Origin of the sequence: Roseovarius nanhaiticus, assembly GCF_900156535.1 — a bacterium.
Classification (GTDB): domain Bacteria; phylum Pseudomonadota; class Alphaproteobacteria; order Rhodobacterales; family Rhodobacteraceae; genus Roseovarius; species Roseovarius nanhaiticus.
This window is the reverse complement of the sequence record NZ_FTNV01000001.1, coordinates 178563-200969: the sequence shown is the minus strand read 5'-3', so window position 1 is coordinate 200969 and position 22407 is coordinate 178563. Positions and strand designations below refer to the sequence as shown.

Sequence of the window (22407 nt, the reverse complement as noted above, 5' to 3'; positions counted from 1 at the left end):
TGCTCGGTTCACGCGACCCGTTTGTTGCGCAAAGGCCCGGTGATCTGTTCAATCAGCCGTGGAACTTACCGCCGAACCTATGGGTTCGGCCATGCGTGCAATTGCCGGCCATACCATGGAGCCATGATGAACAGACGCAAGAAGACGGATCGGCAACGGGCCTACGCGGTGATCGGGCTCGGCAATTTTGGCGCCACGGTGGCAAGCGAGCTGGTTCGGTTTGGCAATTACGTCATCGGCATGGACCACGACGAGAAGGCTGTGAACGCACAGGCCGACGTTCTGAGCCAAGCCCTGATCGTGGATGCGCGCAATGAGACCGCCCTGCGCGAGGCGGGTGTGGGCGATTGCAGTGTGGCCGTGGTTGCCATCGGAGATGATCTGGAATCCAGCATCCTTGCGGCGATCAACCTCAAGACCATCGGGGTCGAGACGGTCTGGGCCAAGGCAATGAGCAAGACGCATCACCGCATTCTCAGCAAGATGAAGGTCGACCGAATCATTCACCCCGAGGTGGAGGTGGGCCAGCATATTGCGCAGGTTCTGCACAATCCGCTGGTGCGCGATTATGTCAGCCTCGGCAACGGGTTCAACGTGGTGAATTTTCGCATTCCCGAAACGCTCGAAGGCAAGAAGCTGACGGATATCCCCTACGATACAGATTATGACCTGCGCTGCGTCGGGGCCATGCGCGGGACCGAATGGCTGGGCTGCGACGGCAGCGACTGCACGCTTCAAAAAGATGATTTGTTGTTGCTTCTGGGCCAGAGGGCCAACCTGCGCAGCTTTGCGGCCAGCCTCTGATGGCGCGCCGGTTTGTGGGGGCAAGGTCGGGCTGGCGTTGGCGTTTGACGCCGCCTGCGACCTTGGCCGTCATCTACCTGGTCTTCACTTTGCTCGGCGGTGTGCTGCTCTGGCTGCCGGTTTCCAATCATGGCGACGTTTCGGCGTGGGATGCCCTCTTTACGTCCACCTCGGCCGTGACGGTGACCGGACTGATCGTCGTTGATACGGGTAGCGCGTTTACCCCGTTTGGGCAGGTGGTCATCGCGCTGTTGATCCAGCTAGGCGGCCTTGGATTAATGGCCTTTGCCGTGATGCTGCTGACACTGTTGGGCATTCCTATCGGCCTGCCATACCGCGTCGTCCTGCGCGAAGAGGTCAATCAGAAGGCGCTTCATAACCTGACAGACATCGCGCGTGTCATCATAACCGTTGCTCTCCTGTGTGAGTTGATCGGCGCGGCGCTTCTCAGTTTTGTCTTCGTGCCCGAGCTTGGCTGGGCCAAGGGGATAGGTCACGCGCTTTTCCATTCTGTATCGGCGTTCAACAATGCCGGCTTCGCGCTCTATCCCGATAGCCTGATGGGATATGCTTCTGATCCGATAATCAATCTGGTGATCCCGGCACTATTCATCCTCGGCGGCCTTGGATTTATCGTGTTGGCGGATCTTTACGAGGTACGCCAGTGGCGCCGCCTGACCCTTCATTCCAAGTTGATGATCGTTGGCACGGTTGCGCTGATCGGGTTTTCATGGCCGATGTTTGCGGCTCTGGAATGGACCAACCCCGGCACATTGGGCGGTCTGCCCGATACCGGATCGCGCATCTGGGCCAGCTGGTTTCAGGCCGTAACGACACGCACCGCGGGCTTCAATTCGATTGATACTGGGGCGATGCATGACAGCACAACGCTGATGACAATGGCGTTGATGGTTGTCGGTGGCGGCAGCACCTCGACCGCGGGCGGCATAAAGGTGACGACGCTGATCGTTCTGGTCATCGCAACGATCGCCTTTTTCAAACGCCAGACCCAGCTTAACGCCTTTGGTCGCAGCCTTGGCGCCGATGAGGTGCAAAAAGTGCTGGCCCTGACCATGGTCAGCATGCTGGTCGTCCTGACCGGGATCTTTGTCACATCCATCTCGCATGACGGTGATTTTCTGGATCTCGCCTTCGAGGTGACATCGGCCTTCGGCACGGTCGGCCTGTCGCGCGGCGCGACGGGCGAGCTGGACGGGGTGGGCCGTGCAGTGATCATGCTGATCATGTTTCTCGGTCGCGTCGGCCCCCTGACCCTCGGGTTTTTCCTGGCAACGCGCAGTGTGCCGCGCGTGCGCTATCCCAAGGGTCAGGTCTATCTTGGCTGATCTCAATCCTTGACGAAGAGCTTGCGCGGCTGACTGCAAAGCGGCTCGGCGGCGCCGCTCTCCTTGATCAGGATCGTCTCGGTCGTCTCGAGGCCCCAAGTGTCCATCCAAAGCGCGGGCATGAAGTGAAAGACCATGCCCGGCTCGAGCACGGTGTCATCCTCGCTGCGGATCGACGCGGTGCGCTCGCCCCAGTCGGGCGGATAGCTGACGCCGACGGGATAGCCCATGCGGCCCGACCGCTCGATCCCGTGGCGGGCCAGAACGCCCATGAAGGCATTGGCGATGTCGCAGGTGCGCGCACCGGCGCGCGCGGCCTCAAGCCCTGCGTCGATCCCCTCGATCTGTGCGGCCTCGGCGCGCAGCATGTCATCGGGCGGTGTGCCCAGAAAGACGGTCCGGCTGAGCGGCGCGTGATAGCGGCGATAGACACCTGACAGCTCAAAAAACGTGGCCTCGCCCGCCTTCATCGGTTTGCCGTCCCAAGTCAGGTGCGCGGCCGTGGCATCCGCGCCCGAGGGGGTCAGCGGCAGGATCGCCGGATAATCGCCCCAGTCGCCCCCTAGCCCCGTGATGCCGGCATGCAGGACGTCTGCGACCAGATCGTTCTTGCGCACGCCCGGCGCGGCCCGCTCGATCGCGGTCTCGATCACCTTGTCGGTGATGCGCGCGGCGCGGCGCATGAAGCCGATCTCTTCGTCCGACTTGACCAGTCGCTGCCAGTTGACCAGCGCGGTCGCGTCTACAAACTCGGCCTCCGGCAACTCGGCGGTGAGCACGGCATGGGCCTTGGCCGAATAATAATAATTCTCCATCTCGACCCCGATACGGGCGCCGCCCAGCCCCATGTCGCGGATCCGCGCGGCCAGATCCTGCATCGGGTGGCGCACGGTGCTTTGGATGTAGTGATCTTCGTAGCCAAGAACGTGTTCATCCTCCATCCAGCAGGTGCGCCGCCCGCCCATCATGTCCATATACCGCCCCCACCAGATGGGCGGGCCATCCCGCGTTACCAGCACGCCCTGATGGACGTAGAACGACCAGCCGTCATAGGCGGTCAGCCAGTTCTGATTGCTGGGATCGGTGCAAAACAGCACGTCGATGCCTGCGTCTTCCATTGCCCGGCGCGTCTTGGTCAGCCGCCGCTCATACTCGGCGGTGCTGAAGGGGATATCCTTTTCAATCATCGGGGGGGCCTTTCCTTCGGATGTTTCGCCGCGCATCTCATGCCGAAAAACCCGATTGCGCAAGGGGCGCGTTGACGAGGCGAGGTTCTGTGCCCATTGGTGAAGGATGACCCCTGCCTCACGATACATGCCATGACCCGTCTCGACGCCCGCGATCTCGATATCTTGCGCGCACTCGCGCGGAACGGGCGCATGACCAACGCGCAACTGGCCGGCGAGGTAGGCCTATCGGCCAGCCCCTGCTGGGAGCGTGTGCGCAAGCTGCAGGAGGCGGGTGTCATCGAGGGTGTGCACGCGCGTATCGCCCTGCGCAAACTGGGTCCGCACGTGTCGGTTTTTGTCACCGCCGAGTTGACGGGTCACACCGGTGCCGATTTCCGCCGCTTTGAGGCGGCGATGGCGGGCTATGATCAGGTGATGGGCTGTTGGGCGCTGGGCGGTGGTTATGACTACCTCTTGCATATCGTCGCGCGGGATATCGAAGGGTATCAGGACCTCCTGGATGACATGCTGGATGCCGGGATCGGACTGGCGCGGTACTTCACATATGTCGTGACCAAGACGGTCAAGGAGAGTCCCGTGCCACCATTTTCTGCGCTGTTGGACTAAGCACAGAAGAATCTTCTGCACACTGGCGATTATTCAGTTACACACCCTGCATGGCTTGCGGCATCTTGCGCCGCAGATACCGCCGCGATTGCGCGGCCTTCAGTTTTTAGGAGATTCCGATGCTCAGAAACGATCAGCTGGCCGAATGGGACCGCGACAATTTCTTTCATCCGTCCACGCATCTGGCGCAATTCGCGCGCGGCGAGATGCAGAGCCGCATTATCACTGGCGCCAAGGGCTGCCACATTGAGGATCGTGAGGGAAACAAGCATCTGGATGCCTTCGCCGGTCTTTATTGCGTGAACGTCGGCTATGGCCGCACCGAGATTTCAGAGGCGATTGCCGCGCAAGCGCATGAGCTGGCCTACTACCACGCCTATGTCGGCCACGGCACCGAGGCGTCGATCACGTTGGCCAAGATGGTCCTGGATCGCTCGCCTGCGCATATGTCCAAGGTCTATTTCGGCCTGTCTGGGTCCGATGCCAACGAAACCAACATCAAGCTGCTCTGGTATTACAACAATATCCTCGGCCGCCCGCAGAAGAAAAAGATTATCTCGCGCTGGCGCGGCTATCACGGCTCGGGGCTGATGACCGGCTCGCTGACGGGGCTCGAGCTGTTTCACAAGAAGTTCGATCTGCCGCTGGAGCAGGTGATCCATACCGAGGCGCCCTATTACTTTCGCCGCGCGGATCAGGACCAGACCGAAGCGCAGTTCGTGCAGCATTGCGTGGACAAGCTGGAAGAGCTGATCGCCCAGGATGGCGCCGACACCATCGCGGGCTTCATCGGCGAGCCGGTTCTGGGCACCGGCGGCCTCGTCCCGCCGCCCGCCGGGTATTGGGACGCGATCCAGAAGGTTCTGGACAAGCATGACATCCTCTTGATCGCGGATGAGGTCGTGACCGGCTTTGGCCGCACGGGCAGCATGATGGGCTCGGACCACTACGGAATGAAGCCTGACCTGATGACCATCGCCAAGGGCTTGACCAGTGCCTATGCGCCCCTTTCGGGCAGCATCGTGTCAGACCGGATGTGGAAGGTGCTGGAGCAGGGCACGGACGAGAATGGCCCCATCGGCCACGGCTGGACCTATTCGGCGCATCCCATCGGCGCGGCGGCGGGCGTGGCCAACCTCAAAGTGCTCGATGATCTGAACCTGATCGAGAACAACCGCGAAACTGGCGCATATCTGAACGCGGCGATGAAGGACGCGCTGGGCGATCATCCCCATGTCGGCGATATTCGCGGCGAGGGGATGATGTGCGCGGTCGAGTTCGTCAAGGAGCGGGACGGACGCCACTTCTTTGATGCGGCGGACAAGGTCGGCCCGCAGGTGACTGCGGCTCTGATGTCTCGCGGCGTGATCGGGCGGGCGATGCCGCAGGGCGATATTCTGGGTTTCGCGCCGCCTTTCTGTCTGACGCGCGCTGAGGCGGATGAGGTCGTCAGCAAGACTGTAGAAGCCGTCAAGGCCGTGCTTGGCTGAAGCGCGATTTCAGCAAGTTTCAAGAGTGGGGGCGTCCAAGGGGGCGCTCCTTTTCTAATGGCCGCGACAGGCGACGCGCTGGCAACTGCCCGGCGCCCGAAGTCTTCTCGTCACAAGGGTCTGCCCTTCCAAAAGGTCGGTAGCATATGTCTGCCGATCAGTGCTCCGATCGGCTCGACATCAGGCCGCAGCAATGCGGGCGCCGCATTTGCGCGAAAAAGTGACGCATCACGGTTGCAATGATGCGCGAATGGCGGTTTAGTCTGCCCTCAACGCGGCATGGATCGCGAGTAAGATAAACAACGGGGAGACTCTTTTGGCCGAGTCGCAGACCAGCGACGCGTTCGTCGAATTCGATCGCGTGCAAAAAAGTTATGATGGGGAAACTCTGGTCGTCAAAGACCTCAACCTGTCAGTTCCCAAGGGCGAGTTTCTAACCATGCTGGGGCCGTCGGGCTCGGGCAAGACGACCTGCCTGATGATGCTTGCCGGCTTCGAGACCGCGACACATGGCGATATCCGCCTCGGCGGCACCTCGATCAACAACATCCCGCCGCACAAGCGCGGCATCGGCATGGTGTTTCAGAACTACGCCCTTTTCCCGCATATGACGATTGCCGAAAACCTCAGCTTTCCGCTGGAGGTGCGCAAGATCGGCAAAGACGAGCGCGAGAAAAAGGTCAAACGCGCGCTCGACATGGTCGAGATGGGCAATTTCGGTGGCCGTCGCCCCGCGCAGCTTTCGGGTGGTCAGCAGCAGCGCGTTGCGCTGGCCCGGGCGCTGGTGTTTGAGCCCGAGCTGGTCCTCATGGACGAACCGCTCGGCGCGCTGGACAAGCAGCTGCGCGAAAAGATGCAGTTCGAGATTACGGATCTGGCGCATAATCTGGGGATTACAACGGTTTACGTGACCCACGATCAAACCGAAGCCCTGACCATGTCGGACCGCGTCGCGGTGTTTGACGACGGGCGCATTCAGCAGATCGCGGCGCCTGACGTGCTTTATGAGCAGCCCGAGAACAGTTTCGTCGCGCAGTTCATCGGCGAGAACAACACGCTGCAAGGTGTGGTCAAAGAGATCAAGGATGGCACTGCGCTGGTTCAGCTGGATGGCGGCGGGATGATTGATTGCTTTCCGGTCAACGTCACCAAGGCCGGCGAGCGGACGCAAGTCTCGATCCGCCCCGAACGTGTCGAGTTTGACAAGAACCGTCTGCAAAAGGGCGCGCATACGCTCAAGGCCGAGGTGCTGGAATTCGTTTACATGGGCGATATTTTCCGCACGCGCCTTCGGGTCGCGGGCACGGATGATTTCATCGTCAAAACGCGGAACGCCCCCGATCAGCGGCGCCTTCAGCCCGGCGAGCAGCTGGAAATCGGCTGGCTGCCACAGGATTGCCGCGCGCTCGACGCGCCGGCCGCATGATATCGCGGCCCTTCGGGGTCCGATGAACAGAGGGATATGTGGACAGGCCCGTGCCACCCCCTCATCAAAGATCAAAACCGGGCCTCACTAGGGAGAATGAAATGAAATTAACCAAAACACTTCTGGCCTCGACCGCGCTGACCGCAGTTGCAGGCATGGCTTCGGCCGAAGTCGAAGAACTGACCGTCGTCAGCTGGGGCGGCGCCTACTCCAACTCGCAGCAGAAGGCCTATCATGAGCCCTTCACCGAGAAGACCGGCATCAAGATCATCAATGACGACAGCTCGAACGAGGCCGTGGCCAAGCTGCGCGCGATGAACGAAGCCGACAACATCACGTGGGATGTGGTCGACGTGGTTGCCGCCGACGCGATCCGTCTGTGCGACGAAGGTCTCGCGATGGAAATCGACTTCAACGAGATGCTGGCACCCGGCGATGACGGCTCGACCGCCGAAGAAGATTTCGGCGATCTGCTGGTCTCGGATTGCTACGTTCCGACGATCGTATATTCGACCACCTTCGGCTATCGCACCGACCTGGTCGGCGACACGCCTCCGGATGATGTCTGCGACGTCTTCGACCTCGAAGCCTATCCCGGCAAGCGTTCGCTGGAAAAGCGTCCGATCAACAACATGGAGTGGGCCCTTCTGTGCGACGGCGTCGCCAAAGAAGACGTCTATGACGTGCTGGAGACCGACGAAGGCCAGCAGCAGGCGCTGGACAAGCTGGACACGATCCGTGACAGCGTCGTCTGGTGGTCGGCCGGTGCGGATACGCCTCAGCTTCTGGCCGATGGCGAAGTCGTCATGGGTTCGACCTATAACGGCCGTCTGTTCAGCCTGATCGAAGAGCAGGATCAGCCCGTCGCCATGCTGTGGGACGCACAGGTCTTCGACATCGACGGCTTCATCATTCCTACCGGCCTCAGCGAAGAGCGTCAGGCGGCGGCACTTGATTACCTCAAGTTCGCGACCGATACGCAGCGCCTGGCCGACCAGGCCGCCTACATCAGCTACGGTCCCGCTCGCAAGTCGTCGGCCCCGCTGGTCGGCAAGCATGCCGAGCTGGGCATCGACATGGCGCCGCACATGCCGACCGATCCCGAAAACGCCAAGAACACGTTCCTCTACAACTACGAGTTCTGGGCCGACTACCGCGATGACATCGACGCCAAATTCCAGGCGTGGCTGGCACAATAAGATCCGGCACGAGGCGGGCCATGCGGCCCGCCTCACCGCCAAACAAGACGTGCGGCGCGCAATGTACGGGCCGCACATTTCAAACAGGGACGGCACACGTATGCCCAAGGGCTATTTGATCGGACATATCTCGGTGAAGAACGCCGAAGCGTATCGCGAATACGTTGCGCGCGACACCGCGATCCTCGAGAGGCACGGCGGACGTTTCGTCGTCCGGGGCGGCCAGTCCGAACAGCTTGAGGGCGAGACGCTTCAGCGCCACGTGGTCATCGAATTTCCCAGTTATGCTGCCGCACGCAGCGCCTATGACGACCCTGACTATCAGGCCGTCGCGGAGATCCGCAGGGACAGTGCCGACAGCGTGATTGTCTTGGTCGAAGGGGCCTGAAATGAGCGACGCAACAACAGCAGCCACCGGCCCCACACCCGATGACGGCTTGAAGGTCGCGCGCAGCGACAAAAGTGGTCCGGTATTGGCCGCCGATGGCACGCCGCTCAAGCGGAGCTTGAACAAAGCCCTGCGCGTTCAGAAGATGCGCGCGCTGGGCCTGATCGCCCCGCTGCTGATCTTTGTGCTCATCTCCTTCATTTTTCCCATCGGCGATATGCTGTTCCGCTCGGTCGAAAACCAGATCGTCGAGGACACGCTGCCCTACACCGTCGAAGAGCTGAACCAGTGGGACGGCTCTGGAGACGAGCTGCCGGGCGAGCCTGTGTTCCGCGCGATGTATTACGATCTCTTCCTTGCGGATGAGATGAAGCGGCACACGCGTCTCGGCTCGCGGCTCAATTATGAGGCTAGCGGCATGTCCTCGCTCTTTCGTCAGGCCGGGCGAAAGATGGATGATCCTGGCAAGGACGCACAGGACATCCTTGAGGAGGTCGATCCCCGCTGGGGCGAGCGTGAGACCTATTACGAGATCTTCAACGCGCCCGAAGGCACGGAGGTTGACGAGGATCTGCTGAACGCGCAGCAAAAACGCATTCGCAACATGGCAGACGAGGTGCCGACCGGCGAGATGAACTTCAGCCCATCGCTGGCTGCGTCCGAGCTCTTGCCGATCGCCACGCGCGCCTACACCGCCTTCGGCGTGATCGCGGGGCTGATCAATAACGACGTCGTGGCCGAGGAAAAGCCCGTCGAAACCGTGTATCTTGGCCTTCTTGATGATGTGACCAGCCCCGGTTTCGCCGAGCGCCTCGCCGCCTATGATGGACCGCACAGGGACGCGCTCGCCGCGCTGGCAGAAGCCGGACTGGCACCGCCCGATTACCGCGCCATCTTTGCCGATATCGATGAAGATTGGGTGCTGCTTGAGACATGGCGCGTGATTCAAACGCATAGCGCCCCCTACACGAGCGGTTATTTCCTCAACGCCATCGACATGCAGAAGACCCCGGAAGGCATTTCCGTTCAGCCCGAGAATACACGCGTGCTGATCCAGCTGTTCATCCGCACACTGATCATGTCGATGACCATCATGGGCGCGTGCATCCTGCTGGGCTATCCCGTCGCATGGCTGCTGTCGAACCTGCCGATGCGCCAGGCCAACGTGCTGATGATTCTCGTTTTGCTACCCTTCTGGACGTCGCTTCTGGTGCGGACCTCTGCGTGGAAGGTGATGCTGCAACAACAGGGCGTCATCAACGACGTGCTGGTGTGGGCGGGTCTCGTTGCCGATGAGAACCGGCTGATCATGATCAACAACCAGTTCGGTACCATCATCGCGATGACGCATATCCTGCTGCCCTTCATGATCCTGCCGATGTATTCGGTGATGCAGACGATCAATCCCAGCTATCTGCGTGCCGCGAAATCATTAGGCGCGACCAATTGGACCGCCTTCTGGCGGGTCTATTTCCCGCAATCCATTCCGGGCATCGGTGCGGGCAGTATCCTCGTCTTCATCCTGTCGATCGGCTACTACATCACGCCCGAAATCGTTGGCGGCACCAAGGGTGTCTTCATCTCGAACCGGATCGCCTATCACATCTCGTCCAGCCTGAACTGGGGCCTTGCGGCCGCGCTGGGCACCATCCTGCTGGCCGTCGTGCTGCTGCTATACTGGTGCTACGACAAGATCGTCGGCATCGATAACGTGAAACTGGGGTAACGCGACATGAGCCTTCCTATCTACGCCACGTTCGGCCAACGCGTCTGGTACTATGCCTTCCGGGTGATCTGTGCGCTAATCTTCATCTTCCTCATCACACCGATCCTGGTGGTCATCCCGCTGTCGTTCAACGCCGAGAACTTCTTTACCTTCACGCCCGAAATGCTCAGCTTCGATCCCGACGGATATTCGCTCAAGCATTACCGCGATTTCTTCACGAACAACGAGTGGCAGCGGAGCTTCAAGAACTCGCTGATCATCGCGCCGATCGCGACACTGATTTCGGTCAGCCTCGGCACGCTCGCGGCCATCGGCCTCAGCCAGAGCCATGTGCCGTTCCGCCGCGCGATCATGGCGATCCTGATCTCGCCCATGATTGTGCCACTGATCATTTCGGCCACCGGCATGTTCTTCTTCTACTCGAAGATCGGCAACTTCATGGAGAACTCGATCGGCCTCGATAAGAACCTCGTCGGCTATATCAAGGTTATCCTCGCCCATGCCGTGCTGGGCATTCCCTTCGTGATCATCACGGTGACGGCAACGCTGGTCGGCTTTGACCGGTCGCTGACGCGCGCCGCGGCGAATATGGGCGCGAACCCGGTGACCACCTTTTTTCGCGTACAGATGCCGCTGATCCTGCCCGGCGTCATTTCGGGCGGCCTGTTTGCCTTCATCACATCCTTCGACGAAGTTGTGGTTGTGCTTTTCGTTGGCTCGGCCTCTCAAAAGACTCTGCCGTGGCAGATGTTCACCGGCCTGCGCGAACAGATTTCACCGACAATTCTCGCGGTGGCGACGATCCTTGTCTGTATCTCGATCGCGCTGCTGACGACGGTGGAATTGCTCAGACGAAGGTCCGAACGACTGCGCGGCATGTCGCCGGGATAAATGCAAAAAGGGCGCTCTTCGGAGCGCCCTTTGTCTTTCGCGATGGCGTGGCTTAGCTGCGCACCAGCTTTTCATACGTCTCCGCAATGTCCCGCGTCAGCGCGCCGACCTCAAAATGGTAATCTCCGATCTGGCCAACGGGCGTCACCTCGGCGGCGGTGCCGGTCAGCCAGCACTGCTCGAACCCTTCCATCTCGTCTGGCATGATATGCCGCTCGTGCACCGCGATCCCCTTGTCCTTGAGCAGACCAATGACCGTCTGGCGCGTCAAACCGTTGAGGAAGCAATCGGCCAGCGGCGTGTGCACTTCGCCATCCTTCACGAAGAAGATGTTGGCCCCCGTCGCCTCGGCGACGTAGCCGCGATAATCCATGAAAAGCGCGTCCGAGCAGCCCTTGGCTTCGGCGGCATGTTTGGATGTGGTGCAGATCATGTAAAGGCCGGCGGCCTTGGCATGAACAGGGATCGTTTCGGGGCTGGGGCGCTTCCACTTCGAGATGTCGAGCTTGGCACCCTTCATCTTGGCGTCGCCGTAATACGCGCCCCATTCCCATGCCGCGATGGCCAGGTGAACAGGGTTGCGCGCGCTGGCGACACCCATGTCCGGACCTGCTCCCCGCCAGGCGATGGCGCGCACATAGGCGTCGGTCAGACCGGCTTCTTTCAACACCAGCGCCTTGGCGGTTTCGATCTCATCCACCGAGAACGGGATCTCGAAGTCCAATTCGCCCGCTGAATAGTGCAGGCGTTCTGAATGTTGGCGGCTCTTGAAGATCTTGCCGTTATAGGCGCGCTCGCCCTCAAAGACCGAACTGGCGTAATGCATGGCATGCGTCAGGATGTGGACGTTGGCGTCGCGCCAATCGACCATCTTGCCATCCATCCAGATCTTGCCGTCGCGATCATCGTAGCCCACCATTTTGTGCCCTCCAAGGTGCATTCTTTGCATAAGTTGCGCTAAATGCGACCGAAGCGGACGTAAAATTGCGCAGAAACTGCGATTCGCTACCAGTTGAAACTTGGAAAGTCAACAAAGCTGACGTAACCTCCGGGCAAAAGAGAGGATCGTGACATGGCAGAGGCACAAGGCGGCGAAGCGCTGCTCTTTCTGACGGACGAGCAGCTCCAGCAGGGGATCGAGGCGATGTTCTTTGCCTATCAGGGCTTCACCGCAGACCCCGACAGGATCCTCGGCACCATGGCCTACGGCCGGGCGCATCACCGTGCGATCCATTTCATCGCGCGCAAGCCGGGCACGACCGTCACGAACCTTCTGAATATCCTCGGAGTGACCAAGCAATCGCTGAACCGGGTTTTGCGCACCTTGGTCGAGGACGGCCTTGTTGCCAGCCGCGTCGGCAAGGTGGACAAGCGCGAACGCAACCTGCACCTTACTCCCGAAGGCGCCGCACTGGAGCGGCAGCTGAGCGATGCGCAGCGTGCCCGGATGCGCGCCGCTTACCGCGCCGCCGGCCCAGGTGCGGTTGCCGGGTTCCGGCAAGTCCTGGAGGCGATGATGGATCCTGACATGCGCCGCCGCTACCAAACGCTGAGAGAGGCGCAATCATGAGCGATCCGGCCCCCCATCTGCTGATCGTCGATGATGACGAGCGTATCCGCGGCCTTCTGCGTAAATTCCTCGCGCGGAACGGGTTTCTCGTCTCGGTCGCGCGGGATGCGGCCCATGCTCGCCGGGTTCTGAGCGGGCTGGAATTCGATTTGATCGTGATGGACGTCATGATGCCGGGCGAAGACGGCGTCGCGTTGACCCGCGCGCTGCGTGAAACGCTCACGACGCCCATTCTGCTGCTGACCGCACGGGGTGAGACGGAGGATCGCATCAGCGGGCTGGAGGCAGGAGCGGACGACTATCTCGCCAAACCTTTCGAACCGAAAGAGCTGCTCTTGCGGATCAACGCCATCCTGCGCCGCATGCCCGAGCCCGAAGCGGAAGGCACCGCGCCCAAGATCCTGACGCTCGGCCCCGTGCGCTACGATATGGAGCGCGCAGAGTTGACCAAGGGTGGAGAGCCGGTCCGCCTCACCGCGACCGAGACGCAGCTCATGCGCATCTTTTCCCAAAGCCTGCGTCAGCCCGTTACCCGTTCGAAATTGGTCGAGGATCTGGGACGCGACCGCGGCCAGGCGCAGGAGCGCGCCATCGACGTTCAGATCACGCGGCTGCGGCGCAAGATCGAGGCGGATCCGAAACAGCCCCGCTACCTGCAGACGGTGCGCGGCGAGGGCTATATGTTGGCGCCCGATTGAGCTTGCGGGATTTGAGTATTTGCCACCAAGAAAAAGCAGAGGCGCGGCGCTTATGCTTTCATCTTGGCAAAAATACTCGCATTTCGACCGAATGCATGCCCTGCTGGCGGCATTATGCGCCTTCCGGCGCACTTGCGACCGTGCGGCGCAGGTAGTATCTCGTCCGTATGAAAAAGATTATCGACATGGACGACAGATCGCGCCTTCCTTGGCGGTTCTTCGGCGCGTCCCTCTCTGTGCTTGCGCACCTATGACGGGCATTTGCCTGCTCACTGCTTTCACATTCTGACAATATGGGAGAGGACCTATGTCCCCCAAGACGCTCTATGACAAGATCTGGGATGCGCATCTCGTGCACGAAGCCGAGGATGGCACCTGCCTTCTTTATATTGACCGCCACCTCGTTCATGAGGTGACAAGCCCGCAGGCCTTTGAGGGGCTGCGCATGACGGGCCGCACTGTACGTGCGCCGGACAAGACCATCGCCGTGCCGGATCACAACGTGCCGACGACGCTGGACCGCGCCAAGGGAATCGAGAACCCCGAGAGCAAGATTCAAGTTGAGGCGCTGGACAAGAACGCCGCCGATTTCGGGATCCACTACTACCCCGTTTCGGACGTGCGGCAGGGCATCGTGCATATCGTCGGCCCCGAGCAGGGCTGGACCTTGCCCGGCATGACCGTCGTTTGCGGCGATAGCCATACCGCGACGCATGGCGCCTTCGGGGCGTTGGCGCATGGTATCGGTACCTCCGAGGTTGAGCATGTTCTTGCCACCCAGACGCTGATCCAGCGTAAGGGCAAGAACATGAAGGTCGAGATCACCGGCAAGCTCGCGCCGGGCGTCACTGCCAAGGACATCACCCTCAGCGTGATTGGCGAGACCGGAACGGCGGGCGGCACCGGCTATGTCATCGAGTATTGCGGCGAGGCCATTCGCGATCTGTCGATGGAAGGCCGCATGACCGTCTGCAACATGGCGATCGAGGGCGGCGCGCGCGCCGGCCTGATTGCACCGGATGAGAAGACGTTTGAGTATTGCATGGGCCGCCCGCATGCGCCCAAGGGCGCGCAGTGGGAAGCCGCGCTCGCGTGGTGGAAGACGCTTTATTCAGACGACGACGCGCATTGGGACAAGGTCGTGACGCTCAAGGGCGAGGATATCGCGCCGGTCGTGACCTGGGGCACCAGCCCCGAGGATGTTCTGCCGATCACCGCCAAGGTTCCTGCCGCTTCCGACTTCTCGGGCGGCAAGGTGGACGCGGCGCAGCGCTCGCTCGACTATATGGGGCTGACCGCCGGAACACCTCTGACCGAGGTCGAGATCGATACGGTCTTTATCGGCTCTTGCACGAACGGCCGGATCGAGGATCTGCGCGCTGCCGCCGCGATCTTGAAGGGCAAGAAAATCAAGGACGGATTGCGGGCCATGATCGTCCCCGGTTCGGGCCTGGTGCGCGCGCAGGCCGAGGAAGAAGGCCTGGCCGATATCTTCATTGAGGCAGGCTTCGAGTGGCGCCTCGCGGGCTGCTCCATGTGCCTCGCGATGAACCCCGATCAGCTTTCGCCGGGCGAGCGCTGTGCCGCAACGTCAAACCGCAACTTCGAGGGCCGTCAGGGACGCGGCGGACGTACGCACCTGATGTCACCCGCGATGGCGGCGGCGGCGGCGATAACGGGCCGCCTCACCGATGTGCGCGAGATGATGTGATGGCTGGCGGCGCGCCCTCAGGATTTGCGCAGCTCGCTGTGCGATTTAAGAACCTCGTCCCCGTCATCCTGTTCGATGCGGTAGGCTGGTTCATCCTCGGACGCGTCGCGCGTCACTTCGGCGCCGTCGATCTTGAGCGTGATCTTTTGCGTATAAACCTTGGTCACCTTGCCGGTCCCGGTGCCGTTGCCCCAGTCCCACTCGACGTTCGTGCCTTCGATATATGACATGATGCTTCCTCTTTTGGCGTTCCGCATGTGAACGTCTGCCGCCAAGTCCGGGTTCCGGCAAGGTGGCCCCTGTACAAGGATAAACCGATGGAAAAGTTCACCAAGATCAGCGGTATCGCCGCGCCCATGCCGATGATCAACATCGACACCGACATGATCATCCCCAAGCAATTTCTGAAAACGATCAAGCGCTCGGGCCTTGGCGTGAACCTGTTTGACGAGATGCGCTATGACGATGACGGCAACGAAATCCCTGATTTCGTGCTGAACAAACCCGCCTATCGCGAGGCCGAGATCCTCGTTGCGGGCGACAATTTCGGCTGTGGCTCCAGCCGCGAGCATGCGCCCTGGGCGATCAAGGATTTTGGCATCCGCTGCGTCATCGCGCCCAGCTTTGCCGACATCTTCTACAACAACTGTTTCAAGAACGGCATCCTGCCCATCGCCCTGCCGCAAAGCGAGGTCGATCTGCTGATGGCCGAGGCGCAAAAGGGCGCGAACGCGCGGATCGAGGTGGATCTGGAGGCACAGACCGTGACCACCTCCGAAGGTGATGAGATCGCGTTTGAGATCGACGCGTTCAAGAAGCATTGCCTGCTGGAAGGTCTGGACGATATCGGCCTGACGCTTGAGAAAGCAGCGTCGATCGACACGTTCGAGGCCAGCGCGAGCGCGCAGCGCCCTTGGGTCTGACCTGCAAAATGCCTCATCGGTCCGCTTAACGCGGACCGATAGCGGGCCCCTAGTGGGTGCATCTTAGGCAACACCCATATCTGGTGGCGCGCACATTCTGTGCCAATTTCCTCCATGCAACGTGATGCAACCGCGCATCACTACTTTAACGCATCGCGCCAAGCGCGTGGAAATGCTGCGCAAATTGTTGAGCGCCCCGCGGAAACAAGGCAAGATCAAGGCACAATTGAGGCATACCGCCATAAAGAGCGGGATCAAGTTGGGACAACGCCGCGGCATCGTATCGTGGCAGGCCAAGTTGAAGGGATCGGGCAGTGGTATCACATGTCGTAGGCGCTGCTGTGCGCGCCGTATCGGTGGCTATTTTGATCGCCCTGCCATCCTTGATGGTGGACGGTGCTGCCCGTGAGGCCAGTCAGATCATTCTTCTCATCGCCCTTCTCGCGGGCCTTTTGGTGTTCTCGGAATATGCCGTAGAATCGCCCAGCATCCTCGAGTTCCGTTTTGCCGCACCCTACAATCGCATCAAGTTCATCGCGCTTGCGAGTGTCGTCATACTTCTGTCGAACATCGTTCGCAGCGGTGAAAACCCTGGCTCACTGACACTGCTGTTTGCTGATTGGGCGCGCGCGATTGGTGCTACTCTCGACTTTCCGTATTCACCCGTCCGCCAGGTCGTCCTGCTGCTGCCTGCAGATGCGCCCGACTCACTGGTCGACCTCGTCCGCAGTGCGGCGGGGCTCAGCTATGGCGTCTCGCTACTGACAATCCTCCTTTTCGTTGTGATCGTAAGGGTGCTGGGCTGGCCCGTGCGGCGCGGCGCGTTCAATGTCTGGATGAACCTGCCGATGTTCGATCCGACGCGGGGCGGCGACGTGGTGCAGAAACTTCAGCGTGAAGCCGGCATTAACCTATCTTTAGGCTTCGTGCTGCCATTCTTGCTCCCAGCGATTGTTGCGGTGATGCAGGGCGTGGTCGAAACCGAAACGCATGTCACGCCGCAGACCTTGATTTGGGTGATTTCGGGATGGGCCTTTCTTCCAGCCAGCCTCGTGATGCGCGGCATCGCCATGCACCGGGTGGCCGAGCTGATTTCCGCGAAAAGGCGGCGCGCCTATGCGCGGGCCGAGGATGCATTGCAGGTGGTCTGATTGCGCTGTGCCTGATCTGGCTGGCGCTGGCGCCGCCAGCTTGGGGTGCCGCATTGCGTGTGGCCAGCTACAATACCGATCTTTCGCGTGACGGGCCGGGCCTTTTGCTGCGTGACATTCTGCGGGGCGACGATCAGGCCGAGGCCGTGGCGCAGGTCATTGCCGATCTGGGCGCCGATATCCTGCTGCTGCAAAACGTCGATTTCGATCTAGACCATCTGGCACTTGCCGCGCTGCGGGATCTGATCGCGGCGCGCGGGCTCGATTACCCCACTGTTTTTGCGTTACGCCCGAATACGGGAGTCGGGACCGGCCTTGATCTCGATCGGGACGGGCGTCTGGGCGAGCCTGAGGATGCGCAGGGACACGGCGCCTTCGCGGGGCAGGGTGGTATGGCGCTGCTGTCGCGATGGCCGATCGACTTGGCGGGCGTCAAGGATCTCAGCGGGATCCTGTGGCGCGATCTTCCGGGTGCCTTGCTTCCGCAAATGGATGGCGTTTCTTATTTCGCCCCCGAGGTGCTGGACGTTCTTCGGCTTGCGGATGTGGCGCATTGGGTGGTGCCGGTGCAGGCGCCGGACGGACCTGTGACGATTCTGGCCTTCCATGCCAGCCCGCCCGTTTTCGACGGCTCCGAGGACCGGAATGGCCGGCGCAACCACGATCAGCTGACATTCTGGCGGCACTATCTGGACGGCGCGTTCGGGCCTGCGGTTCAAGCGCGCTTTGTTCTGGTCGGACACGCCAACCAGGATCCCCAGCGCGGTGAAGGAATTGAAGCGGGGATACGCGGTCTGTTGAGCGACCCGCGTTTGCAGGACGTGAGGCCACGGCGCCCCGGTGGAACACCGCGCGAGGCGACTGTCGATTGGCCGCGCGTAACCCCGTCAATGCAGCGCGTCGGTTATGTGCTGCCGTCACGTGACATGACTGTGCTGGACGCGGGTGTTGCCTGGCCGCAGGAGGGGCCGCGGGCCGATGTGGCGGCGGCGGCCAGCCGTCATCGCCCCGTCTGGGTTAATTTGGCCCTGCCTTAGACCCATTTCGCCAAGGGCGGCAGCGACATCAGCACCGCATTGGCGTCATGCCCGGTGGCGAGGCCGAATTTCGTGCCCCGGTCATAGACAAGGTTGTATTCCGCATAAAGACCGCGATGCACCAGCTGCGCGTCCTTGTCGGCTTCGTCCCAGGTCTGCACGCGCCGCTTTTCGACCAGCGGCTGATAGGCCGGCAGAAACGCGCGCCCGATATCCTGGGTCAGCGCAAAATCCGCCTCCCAATCGCCCGAGTTCTGATCGTCCATGAAGATGCCGCCGACGCCGCGCGCGCGGTTTCGGTGCGGGATGTAGAAATATTCGTCCGCCCACGCCTTGAGCCGGGGGTAGAGATCCGTACCATGCGGGTCGAGATGCGCGCGCTGCTCGGCGTGGAAATGGGCGGTGTCGCCCTCGTATTCGATGCACGGGTTCAGGTCAGACCCGCCGCCGAACCACCAGGCGTGCGGCGTCCAGAACATCCGCGTATTCATGTGAACGGCGGGGCAATGCGGGTTTTGCATATGCGCCACCAGACTGATGCCGCTGGCCCAGAAACTAGGATCGCTCTCCATGCCGGGCACACCGCGCGCGGCCATCGCCTTTTGCGCGCCCTCGCCCAGCTGGCCATAGACTTCCGACACGTTGACGCCCACCTTCTCAAAGACGCGGCCGCCGCGCATCACGCTCATCAGGCCGCCTCCCGCGTCGCTGCCATCCTCGGCGCTGCGCTGCGTCTCGCTGACCTCGAACCGGCCTGGCGCGGCATCGGCCAGCGGCCCGGTGTCGTGACTATCTTCCAGCCCCTCGAAGGCGGCGACGATCTGGTCCCTCAACGTGCGAAACCATTCGGCGGCGCGGCGCTTTTCATTGGTGAAATCGTCGGTCATGGGTGTCCCTTTCCTGGTCAGTGCGCCGGCGCCGAGACAGGATCAACCAGTGAACGGCCGCCGTCCAGCGTCATGATCTGCCCCGTCATGAAGCCGGAGCCCTCACTGGCCAAGAACTGCACCGCATCCGCCAACTCGCTGCAGGCGGCGATCCGGCCCAGGGGTGTGTGCTGCTCGATATCGTTGCGGTAGTCGTCGTGATCCTTGAGTGTTTCCTGCAAGGACCGGCTCATGACCGAGCCGAAGGCGAGCGCGTTCACCCGGATGCGATGCGGCGCCAGCGTCACGGCGAGCGAGCGGGTCATCTGGTCGATCGCCGCGGATGAGATCCCGTAGGCCAGAAGATCGGGATTGGCGCGGCAGGTTGCGATGGACGAAAGGTTGATGATCGCGCCGCCCTGCGGCGTCTCCTCGCCCTCGGACTGCTTGATCATGCGCTTGGCCACCAGCTGACTGAGACGCAGAGCGGTGATCAGGTTCTGCTGAAGCAGCAGCTCGACCGCGTCGTCATCGGGGTTGAGCGAGTCCGATGTCACCACCTGCCGCGACGCGTTGATCAGGATATCGACCGAATCGAACGCGTCGATCGTCGCCGACAGAAGGTTCGCGAGCGTCAGCTTCTCACGCAGATCGCCCGCGAAAAAGCGGATCGGGCCGTCCTCGGGGTTCTCGCCCAACTGCTCGATCAGCGTGTCCTCTTCCATGTCCGCGAACATCACGTTCGCGCCTTTGTCGGCCAGGTGCCGTCCGATGGCGAGGCCGATGCCGTTGGCGCCGCCCGTGACGATGGCCGTCTTGCCGGATACCGAAAATGACATTTGAAAGCGTCCTTGTAAGGGGTGTGCCTAGCGCTTTTTGCGCATGGGGCGGCGGGCGTGCAGCAGCTTGAACCGCGTGTCGCCGCCCGGTGCCTCGGATACATCAGAGAACAGCCCGGCGAGCGTCTGCTCATAGGGAAGATGGCGATTGGCCACCATCCAGAGCTGACCCGAGGGTTTCAGCATCTCTGCCGCCGCCGCGATGAAGGCGCGGCCCAGCGCGGGATCGGCCTTACGCGCGGTGTGGAAGGGCGGGTTCATGATGACCGTGTCGGCGCCCGTCTCGGGGCGCCAGCGCAGCGCGTCTTCCCAATGCAGATACGCGCGCGGGTCGGTGACGTTGAGGCGCGCACAGGCTAGCGCCGCGTGATCCGCCTCGATGGCGTCGATGCGCCGGATGCTGTCCCGTTCCAGCGCGCGCTGCGTGAGATAACCCCAGCCCGCGCCCAGATCGATCACATGCGCGCCCAGCGTTTCGGGCAGGTTGTCGGCCAGCGCCTGGGACGCGGGGTCGATCCCGTCGGCCGAGAAAACGCCCGGCGCGGTGACGTAGCCACCCTCGATCTCGCCCGGCTCGCCCATACGCCAGCCGGCCAATTCGGGGGCCGGGTCCATCCAGAAAAGTTTGCCATGCGCCTTGTTGATCGGGCCCGACACGCCATCCGCCTGCTTGCGGCAGGCTTTCATCGCCGATTCGATCCCGTCGGTCTTCAAGCCGTCGACAATGACCGGCCCGTCCGTCACATCCGCCGCCTCGGCGATCAGCGCGCGGGCGCGATCCTTGGCGCGGGGCAGGCAGACCAGCGACGCGCCATAGCGGCCCTCGGGCGCGGTGTTGCAGGTATATCCAAGGGCCGCAAAGTAATCGCTATCGGGCTTTGTGCCGGTGATCACGTGGCACAGATCCTGCGGCAATTCCGACAGGTCGCTATCGGGCGTCGGCGCAAAGACAGCGATGCGCGCGCCATCCGGCAGTGACAGGCCGCCGCCATGCAGCGCCAGTGACAGTCTGATACCGGTCATGTGGTTTATTCCCGTTCCATCGTGCATTGCAGCGGGTGCTGGTGCTTGCGCGCAAAGTCCATGACCTGCGCCACCTTGGTCTCGGCGATTTCGTGGCTGAAGACGCCGACGACGGCAACGCCTTTTTTGTGGACCGTCAACATGATTTCAAAGCTTTGCGCAGAGCTGAGGCCAAAGAATCGCTCCAGAACGGCGACCACGAATTCCATCGGCGTATAGTCGTCATTCAAAAGCAGCACCTTGTAGAGCGGGGGCCGTTTGGTCTTGGGCCGCGTGGCGACGACGACCGAAGCATCGCTGTCGTCATCATCGCCTGTGGCCATGGTCCAGTCTTGCGGTGTCATGCGGTCCATTTGTCTGCTGTGCCTGTCAGTGGATCAGGCCGTCTATATAGCGTTTGCCGCGAATTTTGAAAGGGGTCGCAGGGCGGCTGCGACACCGGGGATCAGACGTCGCCCCATCCCTCGGACTGCATTTCGCGCAGGCGGCTGGCCGTGCGCTCGAACTCGAAGCTGCCTTCGCCCTCGACATAAAGGTATTCGGGCGTCGCCGCGGCCGAGCAGATCAGCCGCACCCGCGCCTCGTAAAGCGCGTCGATCAGCGTGACAAAGCGTTTCGCCTCGTTGAAGTTCTGGCGACTGAGCAGGGGGATATCCTCCAGCACCAGCACGCGGGCGGCCTCGGCCAAGGCCAGGTAATCGGCGGCGCCCAGCATGCGCCCGCAGAGGTGATAGAAGGTCGCGCGCGCCACGCCGTTGTGAAAGGCCGGGATCTCCAGCTGCCGCTTTTGCACGATCAGGGTGTGCGGCTCGGCCTTGCCTTCGGTCAGGCTTTGCCAGACCTCTTCGATCTGGGCGCGCGCCTCGGCGTTGATCGGCGTGAAATAGGTGGAGCTGCCGGCCATGCGGTCCTGGCGGTAATCCTTGGGGGATGCCAGTTCGTGCACCACCATCCGCTCCTTGATCAGCTCGATAAAGGGCAGGAAGAGCTGGCGGTTCAGCCCATTTTTGTAAAGGTCATCGGGGATACGGTTGGACGTGGTCACCACCACGACGCCCGCATCGAGCAGCGCCTGAAAGAGCCGCCCCACGATCATCGCATCGGTGATGTCGGTGATCTGCATCTCGTCGAAGGCCAGAAGGCGCACGTCTTCGGCCACCTTGGCGGCGACGGGGGCGACCGCATCTTCGCGGCCCTCTTGGCGGGCTTTGTGGATGCCGGCGTGAATCTCCTGCATGAAGGCATGGAAATGCACGCGCCGGTTTGGCACATCCAGCGAGGCCGCGAACATATCCATCAGCATGGATTTGCCGCGCCCGACGCCGCCCCACATGTAGAGGCCCTTGGGCGGCTCGGGCGCCTTGCGGAACCAGCCCTTGGATTGCGGCTCGGCCAGAGCTGCACGGATGCGCTCGAACTCGGGCAGGACGGCCTCCTGCGCAGGGTCGGCGGTGAGCGCGCCGGAATTGACCTTGTCGGCGTAGATGTCGGGCATCGTTTTCATGGTCAGGGACATAGCCTGC

22 protein-coding genes and 1 pseudogene are annotated in these 22407 nt (G+C 61.7%); 15 read left to right on the top strand and 8 right to left on the bottom strand.

From position 1 onward, the window contains the following. Positions 1 to 126: 126 nt before the first annotated feature. Positions 127 to 804 (top strand): potassium channel family protein, encoded by a 678-nt coding sequence (locus BW975_RS00990; protein ID WP_076530198.1) that lies wholly within the window; start codon positions 127 to 129, stop codon positions 802 to 804. After that, the gene (locus BW975_RS00985) at positions 804 to 2150 is read left to right on the top strand and encodes a TrkH family potassium uptake protein (protein WP_083686940.1); all 1347 of its coding nucleotides are present in this window, start codon (positions 804 to 806) and stop codon (positions 2148 to 2150) included. Before BW975_RS00990 ends, BW975_RS00985 begins: the two co-directional genes overlap by 1 nt. Positions 2151 to 2152: 2 nt before the next feature. On the opposite strand, the gene BW975_RS00980 is transcribed toward BW975_RS00985, so the two are convergent. Then, a complete protein-coding gene (locus tag BW975_RS00980) occupies positions 2153 to 3337 on the bottom strand; it encodes a M24 family metallopeptidase (RefSeq protein ID WP_076530197.1) in 1185 nt (394 codons plus the stop codon). Positions 3338 to 3469: 132 nt separating this feature from the next. Between BW975_RS00980 and BW975_RS00975 the strand changes: the two genes are divergently transcribed. The 7 genes and pseudogenes from BW975_RS00975 to BW975_RS18195 form a co-directional block, all read left to right on the top strand. After that, positions 3470 to 3946 (top strand): Lrp/AsnC family transcriptional regulator, encoded by a 477-nt coding sequence (locus BW975_RS00975; protein ID WP_076530195.1) that lies wholly within the window; start codon positions 3470 to 3472, stop codon positions 3944 to 3946. Positions 3947 to 4065: 119 nt separating this feature from the next. Continuing rightward, positions 4066 to 5436 carry an aspartate aminotransferase family protein gene (locus BW975_RS00970; protein WP_076530193.1) on the top strand — a complete coding sequence of 457 codons (1371 nt, stop codon included), beginning with the start codon at positions 4066 to 4068 and terminating at the stop codon, positions 5434 to 5436. Between the two features lie 316 nt (positions 5437 to 5752). Then, positions 5753 to 6862 (top strand): ABC transporter ATP-binding protein, encoded by a 1110-nt coding sequence (locus BW975_RS00965; RefSeq protein WP_076530192.1) that lies wholly within the window; start codon positions 5753 to 5755, stop codon positions 6860 to 6862. Between the two features lie 101 nt (positions 6863 to 6963). Next, positions 6964 to 8061, top strand: coding sequence for an extracellular solute-binding protein (locus tag BW975_RS00960; protein ID WP_076530190.1), 1098 nt, complete (start codon positions 6964 to 6966; stop codon positions 8059 to 8061). A 100-nt stretch (positions 8062 to 8161) separates the two neighbouring features. After that, a complete protein-coding gene (locus BW975_RS00955; RefSeq protein WP_076530188.1) occupies positions 8162 to 8449 on the top strand; it encodes a DUF1330 domain-containing protein in 288 nt (95 codons plus the stop codon). 1 nt (position 8450) lies between these two features. Next, positions 8451 to 10175, top strand: coding sequence for an ABC transporter permease (locus BW975_RS18200; protein ID WP_076530186.1), 1725 nt, complete (start codon positions 8451 to 8453; stop codon positions 10173 to 10175). A 12-nt stretch (positions 10176 to 10187) separates the two neighbouring features. Continuing rightward, positions 10188 to 11066 (top strand): annotated as a pseudogene (locus tag BW975_RS18195) (ABC transporter permease); the annotation flags it as partial. 52 nt (positions 11067 to 11118) lie between these two features. Here BW975_RS18195 and BW975_RS00940 read toward each other — a convergent pair. Then, entirely contained in the window at positions 11119 to 11985 is an 867-nt protein-coding gene (locus tag BW975_RS00940) for a branched-chain amino acid aminotransferase (RefSeq protein WP_076530182.1), read from the bottom strand. A gap of 153 nt (positions 11986 to 12138) precedes the next feature. Between BW975_RS00940 and BW975_RS00935 the strand changes: the two genes are divergently transcribed. The 3 genes from BW975_RS00935 to leuC all read left to right on the top strand — a co-directional run bounded on the left by BW975_RS00935 (position 12139) and on the right by leuC (position 15045). Further along, positions 12139 to 12636, top strand: a complete 498-nt coding sequence (locus tag BW975_RS00935; RefSeq protein WP_076530181.1) for a MarR family winged helix-turn-helix transcriptional regulator — start codon at positions 12139 to 12141, stop codon at positions 12634 to 12636. After that, positions 12633 to 13334: a response regulator gene (locus BW975_RS00930; protein ID WP_076530179.1), complete on the top strand. Its 702-nt coding sequence runs from the start codon at positions 12633 to 12635 to the stop codon at positions 13332 to 13334. The genes BW975_RS00935 and BW975_RS00930 overlap by 4 nt, the downstream gene beginning before the upstream one ends. Before the next feature lie 307 nt (positions 13335 to 13641). Further along, positions 13642 to 15045, top strand: a complete 1404-nt coding sequence (gene leuC, locus BW975_RS00925) for a 3-isopropylmalate dehydratase large subunit (RefSeq protein ID WP_076530177.1) — start codon at positions 13642 to 13644, stop codon at positions 15043 to 15045. 17 nt (positions 15046 to 15062) lie between these two features. Here leuC and BW975_RS00920 read toward each other — a convergent pair whose 3' ends face one another. Next, positions 15063 to 15275, bottom strand: a complete 213-nt coding sequence (locus BW975_RS00920) for a hypervirulence associated TUDOR domain-containing protein (protein ID WP_076530175.1) — start codon at positions 15273 to 15275, stop codon at positions 15063 to 15065. Between the two features lie 87 nt (positions 15276 to 15362). Here BW975_RS00920 and leuD point away from each other — a divergent pair, with 87 nt between their 5' ends. From leuD to BW975_RS00905, 3 genes are all read left to right on the top strand, one after another. Further along, positions 15363 to 15968 carry a 3-isopropylmalate dehydratase small subunit gene (gene leuD, locus BW975_RS00915; RefSeq protein ID WP_076530173.1) on the top strand — a complete coding sequence of 202 codons (606 nt, stop codon included), beginning with the start codon at positions 15363 to 15365 and terminating at the stop codon, positions 15966 to 15968. A 341-nt stretch (positions 15969 to 16309) separates the two neighbouring features. Then, complete coding sequence (locus BW975_RS18190; protein WP_244512547.1) at positions 16310 to 17119, top strand: hypothetical protein; 810 nt, start codon at positions 16310 to 16312, stop codon at positions 17117 to 17119. Between the two features lie 59 nt (positions 17120 to 17178). Continuing rightward, positions 17179 to 18156, top strand: a complete 978-nt coding sequence (locus BW975_RS00905; RefSeq protein WP_244512548.1) for an endonuclease/exonuclease/phosphatase family protein — start codon at positions 17179 to 17181, stop codon at positions 18154 to 18156. On the opposite strand, the gene hemF is transcribed toward BW975_RS00905, so the two are convergent. The 5 genes from hemF to zapE all read right to left on the bottom strand — a co-directional run bounded on the left by hemF (position 18153) and on the right by zapE (position 22388). Beyond that, positions 18153 to 19043 carry an oxygen-dependent coproporphyrinogen oxidase gene (hemF, locus tag BW975_RS00900; protein ID WP_076530169.1) on the bottom strand — a complete coding sequence of 297 codons (891 nt, stop codon included), beginning with the start codon at positions 19041 to 19043 and terminating at the stop codon, positions 18153 to 18155. The genes BW975_RS00905 and hemF overlap by 4 nt on opposite strands. A gap of 17 nt (positions 19044 to 19060) precedes the next feature. After that, a complete protein-coding gene (locus BW975_RS00895) occupies positions 19061 to 19861 on the bottom strand; it encodes an SDR family NAD(P)-dependent oxidoreductase (protein ID WP_076530168.1) in 801 nt (266 codons plus the stop codon). Positions 19862 to 19888: 27 nt separating this feature from the next. Then, the gene (locus tag BW975_RS00890; protein ID WP_076530166.1) at positions 19889 to 20884 is read right to left on the bottom strand and encodes a class I SAM-dependent methyltransferase; all 996 of its coding nucleotides are present in this window, start codon (positions 20882 to 20884) and stop codon (positions 19889 to 19891) included. 5 nt (positions 20885 to 20889) lie between these two features. Then, positions 20890 to 21228, bottom strand: coding sequence for an ATP-dependent Clp protease adapter ClpS (clpS, locus tag BW975_RS00885; protein ID WP_076533251.1), 339 nt, complete (start codon positions 21226 to 21228; stop codon positions 20890 to 20892). A 101-nt stretch (positions 21229 to 21329) separates the two neighbouring features. Then, a complete protein-coding gene (zapE, locus tag BW975_RS00880; RefSeq protein WP_076533250.1) occupies positions 21330 to 22388 on the bottom strand; it encodes a cell division protein ZapE in 1059 nt (352 codons plus the stop codon). Between the last annotated feature and the right edge of the window lie 19 nt (positions 22389 to 22407).

Excerpts from the sequence above, each read along its gene's own strand:
- BW975_RS00990 (WP_076530198.1), top strand. The coding sequence starts at position 127 with ATGAACAGACGCAAGAAGACGGATCGGCAACGGGCCTACGCGGTGATC.
- BW975_RS00985 (WP_083686940.1), top strand. The coding sequence starts at position 804 with ATGGCGCGCCGGTTTGTGGGGGCAAGGTCGGGCTGGCGTTGGCGTTTG.
- BW975_RS00980 (WP_076530197.1), bottom strand. The coding sequence starts at position 3,337 with ATGATTGAAAAGGATATCCCCTTCAGCACCGCCGAGTATGAGCGGCGG.
- BW975_RS00975 (WP_076530195.1), top strand. The coding sequence starts at position 3,470 with ATGACCCGTCTCGACGCCCGCGATCTCGATATCTTGCGCGCACTCGCG.
- BW975_RS00970 (WP_076530193.1), top strand. The coding sequence starts at position 4,066 with ATGCTCAGAAACGATCAGCTGGCCGAATGGGACCGCGACAATTTCTTT.
- BW975_RS00960 (WP_076530190.1), top strand. The coding sequence starts at position 6,964 with ATGAAATTAACCAAAACACTTCTGGCCTCGACCGCGCTGACCGCAGTT.
- BW975_RS00955 (WP_076530188.1), top strand. The coding sequence starts at position 8,162 with ATGCCCAAGGGCTATTTGATCGGACATATCTCGGTGAAGAACGCCGAA.
- BW975_RS18200 (WP_076530186.1), top strand. The coding sequence starts at position 8,451 with ATGAGCGACGCAACAACAGCAGCCACCGGCCCCACACCCGATGACGGC.
- BW975_RS00940 (WP_076530182.1), bottom strand. The coding sequence starts at position 11,985 with ATGGTGGGCTACGATGATCGCGACGGCAAGATCTGGATGGATGGCAAG.
- BW975_RS00935 (WP_076530181.1), top strand. The coding sequence starts at position 12,139 with ATGGCAGAGGCACAAGGCGGCGAAGCGCTGCTCTTTCTGACGGACGAG.
- BW975_RS00930 (WP_076530179.1), top strand. The coding sequence starts at position 12,633 with ATGAGCGATCCGGCCCCCCATCTGCTGATCGTCGATGATGACGAGCGT.
- leuC (WP_076530177.1), top strand. The coding sequence starts at position 13,642 with ATGTCCCCCAAGACGCTCTATGACAAGATCTGGGATGCGCATCTCGTG.
- BW975_RS00920 (WP_076530175.1), bottom strand. The coding sequence starts at position 15,275 with ATGTCATATATCGAAGGCACGAACGTCGAGTGGGACTGGGGCAACGGC.
- leuD (WP_076530173.1), top strand. The coding sequence starts at position 15,363 with ATGGAAAAGTTCACCAAGATCAGCGGTATCGCCGCGCCCATGCCGATG.
- hemF (WP_076530169.1), bottom strand. The coding sequence starts at position 19,043 with ATGACCGACGATTTCACCAATGAAAAGCGCCGCGCCGCCGAATGGTTT.
- BW975_RS00895 (WP_076530168.1), bottom strand. The coding sequence starts at position 19,861 with ATGTCATTTTCGGTATCCGGCAAGACGGCCATCGTCACGGGCGGCGCC.
- BW975_RS00890 (WP_076530166.1), bottom strand. The coding sequence starts at position 20,884 with ATGACCGGTATCAGACTGTCACTGGCGCTGCATGGCGGCGGCCTGTCA.
- clpS (WP_076533251.1), bottom strand. The coding sequence starts at position 21,228 with ATGACACCGCAAGACTGGACCATGGCCACAGGCGATGATGACGACAGC.
- zapE (WP_076533250.1), bottom strand. The coding sequence starts at position 22,388 with ATGAAAACGATGCCCGACATCTACGCCGACAAGGTCAATTCCGGCGCG.